Annotated in this window: 15 protein-coding genes and 1 tRNA gene; 10 read left to right on the top strand and 6 right to left on the bottom strand. The window is 65.6% G+C overall.

Translation table 11 applies throughout. From position 1 onward, the window contains the following. The first annotated feature begins 4 nt into the window (after positions 1 to 4). Positions 5 to 127 (top strand): hypothetical protein, encoded by a 123-nt coding sequence (locus tag M8312_RS14435; RefSeq protein ID WP_284070171.1) that lies wholly within the window; start codon positions 5 to 7, stop codon positions 125 to 127. Here the strand turns inward: M8312_RS14435 and M8312_RS09100 are convergent. Beyond that, positions 124 to 1,917: an aminopeptidase P family protein gene (locus M8312_RS09100; protein WP_250117391.1), complete on the bottom strand. Its 1,794-nt coding sequence runs from the start codon at positions 1,915 to 1,917 to the stop codon at positions 124 to 126. The two genes, M8312_RS14435 and M8312_RS09100, sit on opposite strands and share 4 nt — an antisense overlap. Before the next feature lie 46 nt (positions 1,918 to 1,963). Between M8312_RS09100 and M8312_RS09095 the strand changes: the two genes are divergently transcribed. Genes M8312_RS09095 through M8312_RS09080 form a run of 4 tightly spaced genes read left to right on the top strand, consistent with a single transcriptional unit; the run spans position 1,964 to position 5,904 of the window. After that, positions 1,964 to 4,036, top strand: coding sequence for a S9 family peptidase (locus M8312_RS09095; RefSeq protein ID WP_250117390.1), 2,073 nt, complete (start codon positions 1,964 to 1,966; stop codon positions 4,034 to 4,036). Next, positions 4,033 to 4,440 (top strand): acyl-CoA thioesterase, encoded by a 408-nt coding sequence (locus M8312_RS09090; protein WP_250117389.1) that lies wholly within the window; start codon positions 4,033 to 4,035, stop codon positions 4,438 to 4,440. Before M8312_RS09095 ends, M8312_RS09090 begins: the two co-directional genes overlap by 4 nt. Positions 4,441 to 4,450: 10 nt before the next feature. Then, positions 4,451 to 5,092, top strand: a complete 642-nt coding sequence (gene maiA, locus M8312_RS09085) for a maleylacetoacetate isomerase (RefSeq protein WP_250117388.1) — start codon at positions 4,451 to 4,453, stop codon at positions 5,090 to 5,092. 26 nt (positions 5,093 to 5,118) lie between these two features. Beyond that, complete coding sequence (locus tag M8312_RS09080) at positions 5,119 to 5,904, top strand: class II aldolase/adducin family protein (protein WP_250119754.1); 786 nt, start codon at positions 5,119 to 5,121, stop codon at positions 5,902 to 5,904. Here the strand turns inward: M8312_RS09080 and M8312_RS09075 are convergent. Together M8312_RS09075 and M8312_RS09070 are read right to left on the bottom strand one after the other, a co-directional pair. After that, positions 5,901 to 6,368 carry a hypothetical protein gene (locus M8312_RS09075; protein WP_250117387.1) on the bottom strand — a complete coding sequence of 156 codons (468 nt, stop codon included), beginning with the start codon at positions 6,366 to 6,368 and terminating at the stop codon, positions 5,901 to 5,903. The genes M8312_RS09080 and M8312_RS09075 overlap by 4 nt on opposite strands. A 165-nt stretch (positions 6,369 to 6,533) precedes the next feature. After that, positions 6,534 to 8,018, bottom strand: coding sequence for an NADP-dependent isocitrate dehydrogenase (locus M8312_RS09070; protein ID WP_250117386.1), 1,485 nt, complete (start codon positions 8,016 to 8,018; stop codon positions 6,534 to 6,536). Between the two features lie 97 nt (positions 8,019 to 8,115). Between M8312_RS09070 and M8312_RS09065 the strand changes: the two genes are divergently transcribed. Both M8312_RS09065 and M8312_RS09060 read left to right on the top strand, forming a co-directional pair. Then, positions 8,116 to 8,991, top strand: coding sequence for a LysR substrate-binding domain-containing protein (locus tag M8312_RS09065; RefSeq protein ID WP_250117385.1), 876 nt, complete (start codon positions 8,116 to 8,118; stop codon positions 8,989 to 8,991). A gap of 74 nt (positions 8,992 to 9,065) precedes the next feature. After that, a tRNA-Pro gene (locus M8312_RS09060) sits at positions 9,066 to 9,142 on the top strand. A 122-nt stretch (positions 9,143 to 9,264) separates the two neighbouring features. Here the strand turns inward: M8312_RS09060 and M8312_RS09055 are convergent. Both M8312_RS09055 and M8312_RS09050 read right to left on the bottom strand, forming a co-directional pair. Then, positions 9,265 to 11,004, bottom strand: coding sequence for a putative bifunctional diguanylate cyclase/phosphodiesterase (locus tag M8312_RS09055; RefSeq protein WP_250117384.1), 1,740 nt, complete (start codon positions 11,002 to 11,004; stop codon positions 9,265 to 9,267). Positions 11,005 to 11,137: 133 nt separating this feature from the next. Beyond that, positions 11,138 to 11,398 (bottom strand): DUF2171 domain-containing protein, encoded by a 261-nt coding sequence (locus M8312_RS09050; protein ID WP_250117383.1) that lies wholly within the window; start codon positions 11,396 to 11,398, stop codon positions 11,138 to 11,140. Between the two features lie 125 nt (positions 11,399 to 11,523). Between M8312_RS09050 and M8312_RS09045 the strand changes: the two genes are divergently transcribed. Continuing rightward, entirely contained in the window at positions 11,524 to 13,044 is a 1,521-nt protein-coding gene (locus M8312_RS09045) for a S10 family peptidase (protein ID WP_250117382.1), read from the top strand. A 1-nt stretch (position 13,045) separates the two neighbouring features. On the opposite strand, the gene M8312_RS09040 is transcribed toward M8312_RS09045, so the two are convergent. Next, positions 13,046 to 13,516, bottom strand: a complete 471-nt coding sequence (locus tag M8312_RS09040; protein WP_250117381.1) for a hypothetical protein — start codon at positions 13,514 to 13,516, stop codon at positions 13,046 to 13,048. 139 nt (positions 13,517 to 13,655) lie between these two features. Between M8312_RS09040 and ruvB the strand changes: the two genes are divergently transcribed. Together ruvB and M8312_RS09030 are read left to right on the top strand one after the other, a co-directional pair. Then, positions 13,656 to 14,696: a Holliday junction branch migration DNA helicase RuvB gene (gene ruvB / locus M8312_RS09035; protein ID WP_250117380.1), complete on the top strand. Its 1,041-nt coding sequence runs from the start codon at positions 13,656 to 13,658 to the stop codon at positions 14,694 to 14,696. Further along, positions 14,693 to 15,820, top strand: coding sequence for a DUF3089 domain-containing protein (locus M8312_RS09030; protein ID WP_250117379.1), 1,128 nt, complete (start codon positions 14,693 to 14,695; stop codon positions 15,818 to 15,820). The genes ruvB and M8312_RS09030 overlap by 4 nt, the downstream gene beginning before the upstream one ends. The last annotated feature ends 3 nt before the right edge of the window (positions 15,821 to 15,823 follow it).

Genomic DNA, 15,823 nt, shown 5'->3' with positions numbered 1-15,823 from the left:
GAGAATGACCAAGGAGGATAAAGCCGAGCGTCTCGCCGCGCAGCTGCGAGAGAATCTGCGCAAGCGCAAGGCACAGGCACGCGAGCTTGAGCCCAAGCCCCAGCAGGACGGCGAAAGACGCGATTAGAGCGGCGCGCAGGCCGCTTCGAGCCAAGCGCGTTCCTCCCCCTCAAGCTGCGGCCCGATCTTCGACAGCACCTCTGCATGGTAGGCGTTCAGCCACGCCAGCTCAGCGGGGAGCAGCATCTCCCTGACGATCAGGCGCCTCTCGATGGGTGAGAAGGTCAGGGTTTCGAAGCCGAGCATGTCCTTCTCGGCACCGTCGATCTGCTTCTCGACCACTAGGACGAGATTCTCGATTCGGATGCCATATTCGCCCGTCTTGTAATAGCCGGGCTCGTTTGAAAGGATCATTCCTGGCTGCAGCGGCTCGTCGGCGCCGGCGAACGCGCCACCGGGTGGTGAGATGCGCTGCGGGCCTTCATGCACGGACAGGAAGCTGCCGACGCCGTGGCCGGTGCCATGGGCGTAATCGAGCCCCGCTTCCCACAATGGCCGACGGGCAAAGCTGTCGAGCTGGCCGCCGCGGGTGCCCTTTGGAAAGACGGCGGTGGCGATGGCGATGTGCCCCTGCAGGACGCGGGTGAAGCGGTCGCGCATCTCGTTTGTGGGGCTGCCGACCGCGACCGTGCGGGTGATGTCGGTGGTGCCGTCCTCATACTGGCCGCCGGAATCGATGAGGTAGAGCGAGCCGGGCTCAAGCTTGCGGTTGGTCTTCTCGCTCGACTTGTAGTGGACAATCGCGCCATTCGGACCCGCGCCCGAGATGCTGTCGAAGCTCAGATCCTTGAGCTCGGGATATTCGCGGCGGAAGGCCTCCAGCCGGTCGGAGGCGGTCAGCTCATCAAGCTCACCCTTGGGCGCCTCCTCCTCAACCCACTTGAGGAAGCGGGTCATCGCCACGGCGTCGCGGGCCTGGGCCGTGCGGTGTCCGGTGAGTTCCGCGTCGTTCTTGATCGCGCGGGGCAGGATGGTCGGATCGCGCAGGGAGACGATCTTCGCGCCGGCGGACTCCAGCGCTTCGAAGATGGCGGCCACCGACCGCTCCGGATCGACCGCCACCGTCTTTCCGGCAAGCTCCTTCAGCGCGCTTTCGAACGCCGCGCGCTCGTGCAGGCGGACGCCGTTGCCAAGGTGCTTGGTCAGCTCGGGCGTGACCTTCTCGCCAGCCACGAACAGGTCGGCGGTGCCGTCGGCGTGGACCAACGCATAGGCCAGGGCGACCGGCGTGTGGCTGACGTCCGTGCCGCGCACATTGAAGGTCCAGGCGATGCTGTCGAGAGCGGCAAGCACGGCCGCGTCGGCGTGCTGCGCCGTCAGCCAGTCGGCGATCTCCTGCCGCTTGGCCGCGCCGCTCCGCCCGGCCAGGCGCTCGGGCTGGACCACCAGCTTGGCCTTGCTCGCCTCCGGGCGGTCGGACCAGACCCGGTCGATGGGATTGTCCTTGACCGGCACCAGCGTGGCACCCCGGGCAGCCAGCGCGTCCGTGGCCTGCTTCACCCAATCGCGGCGGTGTAGCCAAGGGTCGTAGCCAATCCTCGCGCCTTCGGGCGCATGGTCTTTGAGCCAGCCGGCGATGCTGGTTTCCGGCACCGACTGGAAGCTCCAGTGATTGCCGTCCACTTGGCTGCGCACCTGCAGCGTGTAACGGCCGTCGGTGAAGATGGCGGCCTCTTCCGGCAACACCACCGCCGATCCGGCCGAGCCTTCGAAACCCGTGAGCCAAGCGAGGCGCTGGGCGTAGCTGCCGACATATTCGCTCATATGCTCATCGGTCAGCGGAACGACGAAGCCATCGAGCTGCTGCTCGGCAAGCTGGCGGCGGAGGGCGGCGAGGCGATCGGCATGGCTGGACATGGGCTTTGCTCTAGCCCGCGCGCGCCACTGTTGGCAAAGGCCGTGCATGACCAAGCCAGCCGACCTGCCGCCACCGCCGCAAGCCTTGCAGCGCCCCCACAGCTACGAGCGGCACGGGATCACGGTCGACGATCCGTTCGCCTGGCTGCGCGATCCTGGCTACCCGAACGTCGCCGATGAGGTCGTGCTTGGCTACTTGAAGTCGGAGAACGCCTATTTCGAAGCCTGGAAGGCGCCGCATGGAGGGTTGATCGAGACGCTGTTCCAGGAACTGAAGGGCCGCCAGAAAGAGGATGATTCCTCCGTTCCGGTGAAGGACGGTGAGTGGCTCACCTGGTGGGCGTTCGAGGTCGGCGCGCAGTATCGGCGATGGTGGCGCAAGCCGGCGGCCGGGGGCGACCCGCAGCTCGTCTTCGACGAGATCGCCGAAGCCGAGGGCAAGGAGTATTTCCGCCTCGGTGCGCTCAGCGTGAGCCCGGATGGCAAGCTTGCCGCCACCCTGGTCGATGACGACGGATCGGAGCGGTTCAAGCTGCGTATTCGCGACCTCGCGACTGGCGCGGAGCTCGAGACCATCAGTGAGGTCGGCATCGGCCAGCCGGTGTGGACCAGCGATTCGGCCGGCATCGTGTTCACCGAGGTCAACGAGAATTGGCGCAGCTATCGCGCTCGCTACCACCGCGTCGGAGCCCCGCTCGATCAAACCGTCACCTTGTATGAGGAGACGCAGGACAAGGGCTTCTCGGTCGGGGTGTCGCGCAGCCAGGATCGGCGTTTCATCTTCATCGGCACCGGTGACAATACGACCAGCGAAGTTCGTTTCGTGCCCGCGGAACGACCGACCGATCCGCTGACGTTGATCTCGGCCCGCAAGACCGGGCGCGAGTATAGCGTGGATGCGGCCCGCGACCGCTTCTGGATCCTCACCAACGACACGCATGTGAACTTTCGCGTGGCGAGCGCCGACCCAGCTCGGCCGGACGCCTGGGAGGAGGTTATCCCGGGTTCGGACCGAACCTACCTGCGCGGACTGACCAGCTTTCGCGACCAGCTGGCGCTGACCACCCGCGTCGATGGGCTCGATCAGCTGCTGCTGCGCGACTACGCCAGCGGGGACACCCACCGCATCCCGTTCGCGGAGGCGAGCTACACCGCCGGCTTCGGCAGCAATCCCGAATTCGCGCCCGACCTTTACCGGATCGGCTACACGTCGATGGTCACCCCTGCGACCGTCTATGACTATGACCCCCGCCATCGTGAGCTGATCGTCCGCAAGGTGCAGGAGATCCCGTCTGGCTACGACGCCGACCAGTATGCGACCGAGCGGCTGATGCTTTCCGCGCGCGACGGAACGCTGGTGCCGGCAAGCGTCGTCTACAAGAAGGGCTACAGGAAGGACGGCAGCCAGCCCCTCTTCCTCTATGCTTATGGCGCCTACGGCCACGCCATCCCGCCGAGCTTCTCGACCGCTCGGCTGAGCCTGCTCGACCGGGGTTTCGCCTACGCCATCGCGCACATTCGGGGCGGTGACGACCTGGGCTATCAGTGGTTCCTCGACGGCAAGCTGACCAAGCGCACCAACACCTTTACCGACTTCGTGGATGTCGCGAAGGGGCTGGTGGCCGAAGGCTTCGGCAAGCCAGGCAAGATCGCTATCCAGGGCGGGTCGGCCGGCGGCGAGCTGATGGGGGTGGTGATCAACACCGATCCCGACCTGTGGGGCGCGGTCATCGCCGACGTGCCCTTCGTCGACGTGGTCAATACCATGCTTGACGATACGCTGCCGCTCACTCCCGGCGAGTGGCCCGAATGGGGCAATCCGATCACCGATCCCGACGCCTTCAAGCTGCTGCTGAGCTACAGTCCGTACGACAATGTGAGCCGCCAGGACTATCCGCCGCTGTTGATCACCGCCGGTCTCAACGATCCGCGCGTGACCTATTGGGAACCGGCCAAGTGGGCGGCGAAACTGCGGGCGAGCAAGACCGACCAGAACCTGCTGATGCTCAAGACCAACATGGGCGCTGGGCACGGCGGCAAGTCGGGCCGCTGGGACTCCCTTCGCGAAGTGGCGGAGGAATATGCCTTCGTCCTCGACCAATTGGGTGTGCAAGCATGAGCGAGCGGCCCGTCTTCACGCTGGAAATGACCGCCCAGCCCGAACACATCGACGAGCTTGGTCACGTCAACAACGCCGTGTGGGTGCAGTGGATTCAGGAGGTCGCCGTGTCGCACTGGTATGCGACCGCGCCCGAGGTTTACCGCGACGCCTACGTGTGGGTCGTGATCAGGCATGAAATCGATTACCTGCGCCCGGCGCTGCCCGGTGAGACGGTGACCGGCCGCACCTGGGTGGGCGAGGCTCCACAGGGCGCGCGGTTCGACCGGCACATGGAATTTGTCGGCAAGGACGGGAAAGTTAAGGTGCGCGCCAAGACCACCTGGGCAATGCTCGACAAGGCCAGCGGCCGGCCGCAACGGATCACCCCGGAAATCGTGGCGCCGTTCCTTGGGGCGGAGTAAGCATCAACCCATGCCCGACGCCCTGCTGCACGATTACTTCCGCTCCTCCGCCTCCTACCGGGTGCGGATTGCACTCAATCTCAAGGGCATCAGTTACCGTCAGCACGCCGTCGACCTGCGGCACGATGAGCAGAAGACGGCGGAATATCGCGCGCTTAATCCGCAGGCGCTGGTGCCCATGCTGGAAATGAACGGCGAGCGGCTGACGCAGAGCCTTGCGATCTTCGACTATCTCGATGCGCAGGTGAAGGAGCCTCCCTTCGTCCCGTCCGAGCCGAGGCCGCGCGCCCATGTGCTGGCGCTGGCCCTGACGGTGGCGTGCGACATCCACCCGCTGAACAATTTGCGGGTGCTGCGCTACCTCAAAACGGAACTCGGCCAATCGCAGGAGGCAGTGGACAGCTGGTACCGCCACTGGTGCGCGGAAGGGCTCGCCGCCCTTGAGGCGCTCGCCGCTCCGACCGCAGGCGAGTTTCTCTATGGCGACCAGCTCAGCATGGCCGACATCTGCCTGGTGCCGCAGCTGTACAACGCGCGGCGGCTCGACACGCCGCTCGATGACTTACCAACGCTCACCCGCATCGACGCGATGCTGACCCAGCTTCCGGCCTTTGCCGCCGCCCACCCCGATAAGCAGGAGAGTGCGTCATGAACCGTGTGGACACGATCAACACCGGCATGGAGCGGGTCAGCCCGCTGGCGTCCGTCGAGGTCCCGAGCCTGGAGGGCAAGGTCAACGAAGAGGAGTGGAAGCTCCGCATCGACCTCGCCGCCGCCTACCGGCTGGTCGCGCATTACGGCTGGGACGACCTCATCTTCACCCACATGAGCGTCCGCGTGCCCGGGCCGGAGCATCATTTCCTGCTGAACCCCTACAATCTGATGTTCGAGGAAGTGACCGCCAGCTCGCTGATAAAGGTCGACCTCAACGGCAATCCGGTTGAGCCCACGCCCTTCATCACCAATCCGGCAGGATTCACGATCCACTCGGCGGTTCACATGGCTCGCGAGGATGCCCACGCGGTGATCCACCTCCACACGCCGCACGGGCAGGCGGTGGCGGCGCATTCCGAAGGGCTGCTGCCGCTAACGCAGACCGCCATGCTGGTCGGCGGTGACCTCGCCTTCCACGACTACGAGGGCGTCGCGACCGATCTGGAGGAGCGCGAGCGGATCGTCGCCGACCTCGGCACCCGCAGTGCCATGCTGCTGCGCAATCACGGCACACTCACCGTCGGCGAGACGGTCGGCGAGGCGTTCATCCGCATGTATTTCCTGGAACGCGCCTGCGAGGCGCAGATCTATGCGCTGTCCGCTGGTGACAAGATCAACAACCCGCCCCAGGGAACGCCGGAAATCGCCGCCCAACAAGGCTCGATGGGCCTCAAGATCGCGGCGAAGATGCTGGCGTGGCCGGCGCTGCTGCGGAAGGCCTACCGGCTCGATCCGGCGTTCGCGAGCTAGGCTTTCTGAGCCACCGAGTTAGCAAGCGAGCGAGCGTTCCCGCGCAGCTTTTCGATCTGCTTGGTCATGAGTTCGCGAACGCTGCATGCCGCCTTCCAGGTGAGGGCATGCGTTCGCAAGGTCGGGTCGCCAGGCGTACGGTGTGCAAGTGCAAGCAGCCATTGTTCGTCGCGGCCGCGCCACACCGTCATCACGCCATGGGTAAGGTGCGCGCGCCATTCGACCCACGACGCAAGCTCGGCAAGCGTTTCGGAGATGGCCTGTCCTTTGGCGGCGAAGGGACCTTTGCTGCCGGTAAGTTCGCGTAGGTGCCCGAACGCAGGGCCGACCATTTGACCGACTTTGACCTTGCTGCCTTGCTTCGCGTCGCGGTGCAGATCCTGCAATAGGTCCTCAACCATCGTCTCAAGTTCGCAAAACTGCTGAATACATTCGCCCCGCCAGCGCTCGGCGTTTGCGGACATGCCCTTGAAGGCGTTCAGTTCGTCGTTGGCGACTGGCTGCGAATGCGCGTTCATGCGCGCTCGCTAACACCCAATTCGTAACCAGAATTTCAATGTTGCGGCGGCGTTCCGGTCGGCGGCGCAAATCTTTTGCCGCTGTGACCGAAACGCCGCTGCCGCCGTCGCTTACTGCCCCTGGCCCAAGCTGTACCCCGCATCGCCGTCGAAGGTGTAGAGGTGCTCGGTCTTGATGAAGTCGATGCCGGCATAATGAAGGTCACGGAGCAGTTCGATCACCATGGCGCGGTTGATGCAGGCATGGGCGCGCGGGACGAAGCGGCAGCGCCAGTGATCGGTGCAGAAGGTCTCGGGCAAGCCCTGCGGCCACACCTTCACCCCGCGATTGGTGATCATCTGAAGCTCGACCAGCGGATTGCCGCTCGCCTTGTTCAGTGCTGTCGCGAGCTCGTCCGGTGTGCCGGTGAAATCGACGAACACATCCACCCCGACTAGCTGCTTGAGTGCGGGCTTCGGCGGCTCCGGCGTGTAGATCGGCACGACCGCCGTCGACCGCGCGGCGGGACGAAAGTGCCGCGGCTGCTCACCCATGCGGGCGATGATAGCGTCGGCGAATGCCTCGGTCCCGACGGGGCCGCCAAGGCTGGCAGCACCATGGATGTCGGCGGTGTGGACCCCATCCTCCAAGGTCTTCAGCCAGGCGTTGCGGACCCGCGCGGCGGCGTCGCCCTGACCGACATGATCGAGCATCATCGCCCCGGCGAGCAGTAACCCCGAAGGATTGGCGATCCCCTGTCCCGCGATGGTCGGGGCCGAGCCGTGGATCGCCTCGAACATCGCGCCGTTCGCGCCGATGTTGTTGCTGGCGCCCAGGCCGACCGAGCCGGTCAGCTCCAGCGCGATATCGGACAGGATGTCTCCGTAGAGGTTCGGCATGACCAGCACGTCGAACTGCTCGGGATTGTCGGCCAGCCGCGCCGCGCCGATGTCGATGATCATGTGGTCGGTCGCGATCTCGGGATAGTCGGCCTTCACCTCGTCGAACACCCGATGGAACAGGCCATCGGTCAGCTTCATGATGTTGTCCTTGGTCAGGCAGGTGACGTGTCTGCGGCCATGCGCCCGCGCATAGTCGAAGGCGTAGCGGATGATCTTCTCGCAGCCTGGGCGGGTGATCAGCTTGAGGCACTGGTAGACGTCGCGGGTCTGGCGATGTTCGATCCCGGCGTAGAGGTCCTCCTCATTCTCGCGGATGATCACCAGGTCCATGTCGGGGTGCCTGGTCGCGACCGCCGGGGCCAGGCCACGGCAGGGCCGGACGTTGGCGAACAGGCCCAGGCTCTTGCGGACGGTCACGTTGAGGCTCTTGTAGCCGCCTCCCTGCGGCGTGGTGATCGGCGCCTTGTAGAAGACCCGGGTCCGACGAAGGCTGTCCCACGCGTCGGGCGTGATCCCGGCACTGTGCCCGGCGAGATAGACCTGCTCGCCAAGCTGTACCTCCTCGATGGCCAGCTGCGCGCCGGCCGCGGCGAGGACTCGCAGGCTGGCGCGCATGATCTCCGGACCGATCCCGTCGCCATAGGCTACGCTGACGGGGACGGCAGCGGCCGGAGTGGCGTTGGCGAAGGGGCGCGGAAGGGAGTGGGCGGTCACGGCATGCTCCTTGAAAGGTCATCGGGGCGAATATGCGACCTCGACCTTTATGAGAGAAGTTGATAAGCAGCATCACACCCATTGAGGTTTGCAATAGATGCTTGCCGCGCCGACCATCGATCCCGAGCTGCTTCGCGCCTTCGTCACGGTCGTCGACAGCGGCGGTTTCTCGGCGGCGGCGCAGCGGCTCTTGCGCGGGCAGTCGGCGGTATCGCTTCAGGTCAAACGCTTGGAGGACCGGCTCGGCGTCCGCTTGCTCGAGCGCGGCCCCAGGCATCTGAAGCTGACCGGCGAGGGCGAGGCGATCCTGGCGAGCGCCCGCAAGATCCTCGCCTTGAACGAGGAGTTGGCCGCCCGTGCCCGTGAGCCCGAGTTGGCCGGCGTGGTTCGGCTGGGTGCGCCGGAGGACTTCGCGACCACCCGCTTGCCCGCGATCCTGGCGAGCTTCACCCGCACCTTTCCCCGCGTCGCCCTGGAGGTGACCTGCGAACTGACGCTGGAGCTGCTCGATCGCTTCGCGGCTGGCGGCCTCGACCTTGCGCTGGTCAAGCGCGAACCCGCGGGCCCGTCCGAAGGGCTGCGGGTCTGGCGTGAGCCGCTGGTATGGGTGGGGGCTGAGCACGAAGCCGGGCGGGACGAAGGTCCCCTCCCGCTCGTCTGCTCACCGCGGCCCTGCATCCTGCGGAAGCGCGCGACCGATGCCCTCGACGCGGCGGGCCGCCCGTGGCGAATCGCCTACAGCTGCCAATCGCTCGGCGGCAATCATGCGGCTGTACGGGCAGGACTGGGGGTCGCCGTGCTGCCGCTGGATCAGGTGCCGTCCGACCTCGTCATCCTCAATGAAGCGGACAGCGGCCTTCCGGACCTGGCGGACACGGAAATGGCGCTGATCGAGGCGCCCGCACTGTCATCCCCAGCCGCGCGCCTTCGCGAATATATCGTCCGCGATCTGGAACATGGAGTGAGCGGCTGATGCGGGTTGCATCCCCACCAGCCGCCGCCTAAGAGGCCCCCGCCTTGGCCGCCGCATCACCAGCGGTGGCCGGTCGGGGAGTAGCTCAGCCTGGTAGAGCACTGTCTTCGGGAGGCAGGGGCCGGAGGTTCGAATCCTCTCTCCCCGACCACTATCGTACTCGGCAATCGTCCCGAGGGTAATTGCGCCGGATGTTCACGCCTTGAGCAAGCATTCGGTGCAACTTCGCCGGAGCTTCGGCTCTGAGGCGATCCGCGAACATCGTTTTCGGCCTCATCCTGCTTTCTTGAGCGACCTGGCTCCTGCTGCCCTTGCCGACCCAAAAGCCGTCAGCAAGGCGTCCGCCTGCATCGGCCGGCCGTAACGGAATCCCTGTGCTTCCAAGCAGCCGATCTGCTTGAGCATCAACTCCTGCGCGGCGGTCTCGACCCCTTCGGCGATGACCTGAAGATCGAAGGTGCTGGCCATGCACATCAGCGCCTTGACGATCGCCGCGTCGCCGGTGCGCTCGTCGATCTGCGCGATGAAGCTGCGGTCGATCTTCAGGCGGGTGAGCGGGAATTGCTGGAGCAGGCTGAGTGAGGCAAAACCTGTTCCGAAGTCGTCGAACGCAATTCCCACGCCAAGATCCTTCAGGCGCTGCAGGACGGCCGTGGAGGGTTGATTCATCTCGAGCACCGTATTCTCGGTGATTTCGAGTTCGAGCTGGCGAGGCTCGAGATCATGACGGGCCAGCGTCTCCTGCACCAGTTCGAACAGGCGGTTCGAGCGAAGCTGGACTGGGAACAAGTTGACACCCACCCGCAAGGCGCCGAGGCCCAGCCGATGCCAGTGGGCGGCGGTCGCGCAGGCCTGATCCAGCACCCATGCCCCAACCTCCTCGGCGATGACACTGTCGGCCAGGACGTCGATGAAGGCCCCCGGCGCGAGGAGGCCGAGGCTGGGGTGACGCCAGCGGAGCAGGCCCTCAACGCCGAGCAGGGACTGATCAGGAATGGACAGTTGCGGCTGGAACCAAAGCTCGAATTCGGCGCTGCTGAACGCCTGTCGCAGTTCGTTGCTCAGGCGGAGCCGTTGCTCAGTCCGGATCTTCATTCCCTGGTTGAAGAAAGTGCGATGGCCGCCACCGGCGCTCTTCGCATCGTAAAGCGCGAGGTCGGCGTTCGCGAGTAACTGATCTACCTCCGTAGCGTCCTTGGGAGCCATGGCGATGCCGATGCTGGTGCCGACGAAGACCGAGCGGCCAGCGAGTTCGACCGGTGGTCGGAGACTGGCGAATATGCGGGTCGCAAGCTCGTCGACGCGCAAGGGATCGGCGCAATCGAGCATCAATATCGCGAACTCGTCGCCGCCGAGCCGCGCTACGAACGCGCTTGGGCCCACGGCCGTCAGAAGGCGTTTGGCAACGATCCTGAGCAGGTCGTCGCCGGCATTATGGCCGAGGCTGTCGTTGACATGCTTGAATCCGTCCAAGTCGAGGATCAGCAGCGAGCAGGGTCCGCTGCCAATATTGGCATTGACGCGCGCCATCAGTGCGCTGCGGTTCGGAAGGGAAGTGAGCATGTCGCAATGGGCGAGATGCTCGAGCCGGCGGGTGGCTGCTTGGCGATCGCTGATGTCCCGGATGAGCGCGCCGAACACGGGCTGCTCACCTTCCACCCACATGGACAGGGAGAGGTCGACCGGAAGCTCGTGGCCGTCGGCGTGAAGCGCCATCACCTCAACTGCGTGGCCAGCCAGTCGCGCCTCACCGAACTGCACCGCGCGCTTGAGCCCAGCGGCGTGGGGTTCGTGGAGGTGCCGGGGGATAATGAGATTGAGCCGTTGCCCGATCGCCACGGCGGCGGAGTGTCCGAACAACTCCTCAGCGGCGCTGTTCCAGGCGATGATGACGTTGTCTGCGTCGGCGCAGATGGCGGCCGTCGCCGAGCAGGCAAGCATCTGCTCGAAGCGATGCCGGCTGGCAATTGCCGTGGCGCAATCATCTCCCGCTTTAGTCCGCCCGCCCACCATTCCCCTTTTATAGGTCAACAATGGCCCAGACGCGGAGACAGGCGAAAGAAAGCCGATGAACGGCGACGCGATGGCAGGTCTCGAGCCGCCGCGGCGAACCGCGACGGCTCGGGATGTCAGCCGGCCAGATCGCTCAGCCGATCGGCTGACCGCTTTCCTCTTCCTCGAACAGGCCGGCGGCGACGTCGCCATTGGCGCTCAGGCGGACCTTGTCGCCTTCCACTTCGGCGATCAGGCCGGAGGGAATGTAATGGTGATGGCCTTCATGAGCCACGCCGCTGTCCGCCTTGGTGAGCTTGATCCGTTCGCCCTCGACCTTGTCGACGGTGCCAAGATGCACCCCGTCAGCGCCGATGATTTCCATGTGCTCGCGAATCTGGCTGAGGTCGGCCATGTTGTTTTCTCCTTGGTTGATGACGAATGGCGTGGACTGAACGCGTAACGAGCCGCTGCGGCTCCCTCTTGCCAGGCGCTCGTATAACGGCATGGTGCGCGCCTTCGTCTTGGGGAGGGAATGCGGTGATCGACAGGTGGAGCGTTGCGGCGGTTCTGGCAACGGCGCTGGTCGTTGCAGCCCCGGCTTTCGCGCAGGACCGGGCCGGCGAAACGGCCAAGGACAAGCCTGCTGCCGAAGCTCCGGCCCAGGTCACTCCTCAGGTTGTCACCACCCGGCACAGCGGTGTTTTCGGCGGTCAGCGGGTCAACTACACGGCGACAATCGGTGAGACGATCGTCAAGAACGACGACGGCGTGCCGGAAGTGGCGGTGGTCACCACCGCCTACGTGCGTGAACCGCGCGATCCCAACCGGCCGATCACCTTCCTGTTCAACGGCGGACCCGGCTCCGGCTCGGTGTGGCTGCAGATGGGGGCGTTCGGTCCCAAGCGCGTCGCCATCCCGTCGGACGCGCGGGACGACGGCGCTCCGCCATATCCGGTCGTCGACAATCCCGGATCGCTGCTGGACGTCACCGACCTTGTCTTCATTGATCCGCCGGGAACCGGCTTCTCGCACCTGATCGGCAAGGCGGATCCCAAGAACTATTACGGCGTAACCCAGGACGCCAAGCTGGTCGCCGGGGTCATCCGCCGGTGGCTGAACGACAATGGCCGCTGGTCTAGCCCGAAGTTCCTTGGCGGTGAGAGCTATGGCACCACCCGCTCGGCGGCCGTCGCCAACCAGTTGATGAACGTCACGTACAATGATGTGGGCCTGAACGGCATCATCCTGATCTCGACCATCCTCGACTTCGCCGCCGGCAGCGATGCTCAAGGCAATGAGCTGAGCTACATCACCAACCTGCCGTCGATGGCTGCAACCGCACTCTACCATGGCAAGGCGCAAGGCGGTTCGGTCGAGCAGTTCACCGAGGAAGCGCGGCAGTTCGCGCTAGGGCCTTACGCGAGCTTCCTGCTCAAGGGGCAGCATGCAACGTCCGAGGAACGGGCCGCCATCCTGCCGCAGCTCAGCCGCTTCACCGGGCTTAGCACAGGGTTCCTCGAGCGCGCCGACCTGCGGGTCACGCCCGACCGCTTCTACAAGGAATTGCTGCGCGACCGGGGCCTGACGATTGGCCGGCTCGACACGCGCTATACGGGCAAGGATTACGACAGTGCCGGGGAAAGCGCTGACAACGACCCCAGCTTCTACGGCATCGACGCCGGCTACACCGCCGCGATCAACAGCTGGGCGCGCGGAACGCTCGGATTCAAGACCGACCGTGAGTATCAGGCCATCGGCTCGGTCGGCCGTGACTGGGACTGGCGCATCGGCGGCCGTGACAGCAACAGCTACATGAACGTGGCGCCGTACATCGGAACGGCGCTACGCGAGAACAGCGGGCTGCGCGTGTTCGTGGCGCAGGGTTATTACGACTTCGCCACGCCCTTTTTCGGTGCCGAATACAGCCTGTCACGCACCGGCATCCCGCAGGACCGGGTGCAGTTTCATTACTATCACGCCGGGCACATGATGTACGTTCGCGACGAGGACCGGGCGAAGCTGGTGAACGACGTCCGGTCCTTCATCCGCTCGCGCTGACCTACCGCAGAACTCCGGACGCGCGCTGGCGGGCGGCGTACCAGAGCTGAAGCGCGACCAGAACGATGATCAATAGGGGCATGTATTTCATCGCGCCCTCATTCATCGCGGCCGGAGCGGGTGGGCCGAGATATTGCGCGGCGAAGCTGAGCACTGCCCCAAGCAGAGAGGCCGCGAAGGCGTGAACCGCATAGCGGCTGCGCATCAGCAGCAGAACGCTGCCCGCGACCGAACCCCAGACGCCTAGACCCCAGCCGATCTGGGCGTAGAGCGGCATCGCATCGATGTAGGCGAGCATGACGTTCGGATCGCCCGTCGCGCTCAGATAATCCAGGTTTCTGAGGCGGGTCATGATGTAATCGTACCCGCCGAATGCATTCCATAGCAGCGACAAGCCGCCAAAGACCCACAAATGCCATGGTGCGCGGGCCGTGGCCGCCGACGCGTCGGCTTTGATCACGGTGTCGGTCATATCTCCAGCTCTCCCCTGCTTGCCGGGCGGGAACGCGACTGGTCCGGATGAGGCAAGGAACGCCGGTGAAGGGCGACTGTCAAGCAAGCGGCGCGCGCCCCCTCGCAGGCCATCCGCAGCTGTGCCACAAGCACGGCCAATGGCTACCGACCCCGACCGACTGACGACGCCCGAGCGCACCTCCGAGGACGCCGACGCCGCGCTTCGGCCCAAGAGCCTGGACGAATTCGTCGGCCAGAAAGGCGCGCGCGAGAACCTGCGCGTGTTCATCCAGGCGGCGAAGAGCCGGGGCGAGGCGCTGGACCATGTCCTGTTCTTCGGACCGCCTGGGCTGGGCAAGACCACGCTCGCCCAGATCGTCGCCCGCGAGATGGGGGTCGGCTTCCGGGCCACGTCGGGGCCGGTCATCGCCAAGTCGGGTGATCTGGCGGCACTGCTCACCAATCTCGAGGATGGCGACGTCCTGTTCATCGACGAAATTCACCGGCTCAATCCGGCGGTCGAGGAAGTGCTCTATCCGGCGATGGAGGATCGGGCGCTTGACCTGATGATCGGGGAAGGGCCCTCCGCCCGCTCGGTGCGGATCGACCTCCCGCGCTTCACGCTGGTCGGTGCAACCACCCGCCAGGGCCTGCTGACCACGCCGCTCCGGGACCGGTTTGGCATCCCGGTGCGGCTGAACTTTTATACCGTGGACGAACTTCGGCTGGTGGTGACGCGCGCGGCGCGGTTGCTTAGGGCCGATCTGGCCGAGGATGGAGCGGAGGAAATCGCGCGACGGAGCCGAGGCACCCCTCGTATCGCCGGGCGGCTGCTGCGGCGGGTGCGGGACTTCGCGCACGCGGCCGGCGCCGACCTGATCGACGCCGCCACCGCCGATCGCGCCTTGAGCCGGCTTGAGATCGACGCGCTGGGCCTCGATGCCATGGATCGGCGCTATCTCCTGATGATCGCTGATCTCTATGGCGGCGGTCCAGTCGGAGTGGAGACGCTCGCCGCCGGCCTCAGCGAACCACGCGACACGATCGAGGATGTGATCGAACCCTATCTGATCCAGCTCGGCCTGATCGCCCGCACCGTGCGCGGGCGGCAATTGAACGGTCGTGCCTGGACTCATCTCGGCCTCAACCCGCCAGCCGGATCAACCCCCGGCCTGTTCGATGCTCAGGAGCCTTCATGATCGCAGCGCTGTTGCTTGCCGCCACCGCCGCCGTGCCGCCGCTGCCGCTGAAGCCGGCGACCGGCCCTGCCACCGACTACAGCAGCGACGCGCACTGGTTGTGCCTGCCCGGGCGGACGGATGTCTGCTCGACCCCGCTCAGGACGACCGCGCTCAACCCGAATGGTTATGGCTCGAACGGCCAGAGCAGTGTCGCCAAGAACCCGCCGGTCGACTGCTTCTACGTCTATCCGACCGTGTCCCGCGACCGCGGCTACAACAGCGATCTCGCCGTCAGCGAGGAACGCAGCATAGCCGAGACGCAGGCGACGCGCTTCGCCGGCGTGTGCAAGGTCTATGCCCCGATCTACCGCCAGATGACCCTTGGCGCGATCACCGCCGTGTCGACCGGCGGCGACGTGAGCGACGCTTATGCGCTCGCCTATCGCGACGTGTCGGCGGCGTGGAAGAACTATCTCGCGACCCGCAACAAGGGCCGGCCCGTGATCCTCATCGGTCACAGCCAGGGCAGCCTGATGCTCCAGCAGCTGATCGCACGGGAGATTGAGGGCACGGCATCGGCGCGGCTGATGCGACTTGCGATCCTGCCGGGCATCAACACGCTGGTGCCGGAGGGCAAGCTGGTCGGCGGTACCTTCGCCTCGACGCCCTTGTGCAGCCGGACCGGACAGAGCGGATGCGTGATCGCTTATTCCAGCTTCCGCACCAACAACCCGCCGCCTCCCGGAGCGCTGTTCGGCTATTCGCCAGTGCCGGGCATGACCGTCGGCTGCGTCAATCCGGCGGCGCCCGGCAGCCGTGACTGGCGGCCGCTCGACAGCTACTGGTTCGCGAACTCGGCCCAGCCCGTCCCCGGTGGCCCCATCACCTGGTCGACCGAAGGACCACCGCCAACGCCGTACCTGCGCACCGAAGGGCTGGTCTCCGCCCGCTGCGTCAATGACGGTCCGCGCGGCTACCTTGAGATCCGGGTCAACGCCGACCCCAACGATAAGCGCACGGACCGGGTCGGCGGGGAGGTCGGAGCGCTGGGCTTTTTCCTGCCGGGGTGGGGCATGCACCTGTCCGACGTGGCGGAAGCCCAAGGTGATCTGCTCCGGCTGGTGGAGAGTGTCAGCCGCTAGTGC

The organism is Sphingomonas sp. KRR8, assembly GCF_023559245.1.
In the GTDB taxonomy this organism is placed as follows: domain Bacteria; phylum Pseudomonadota; class Alphaproteobacteria; order Sphingomonadales; family Sphingomonadaceae; genus Sphingomicrobium.
This window is presented reverse-complemented; position numbering and strand designations above follow the sequence as displayed.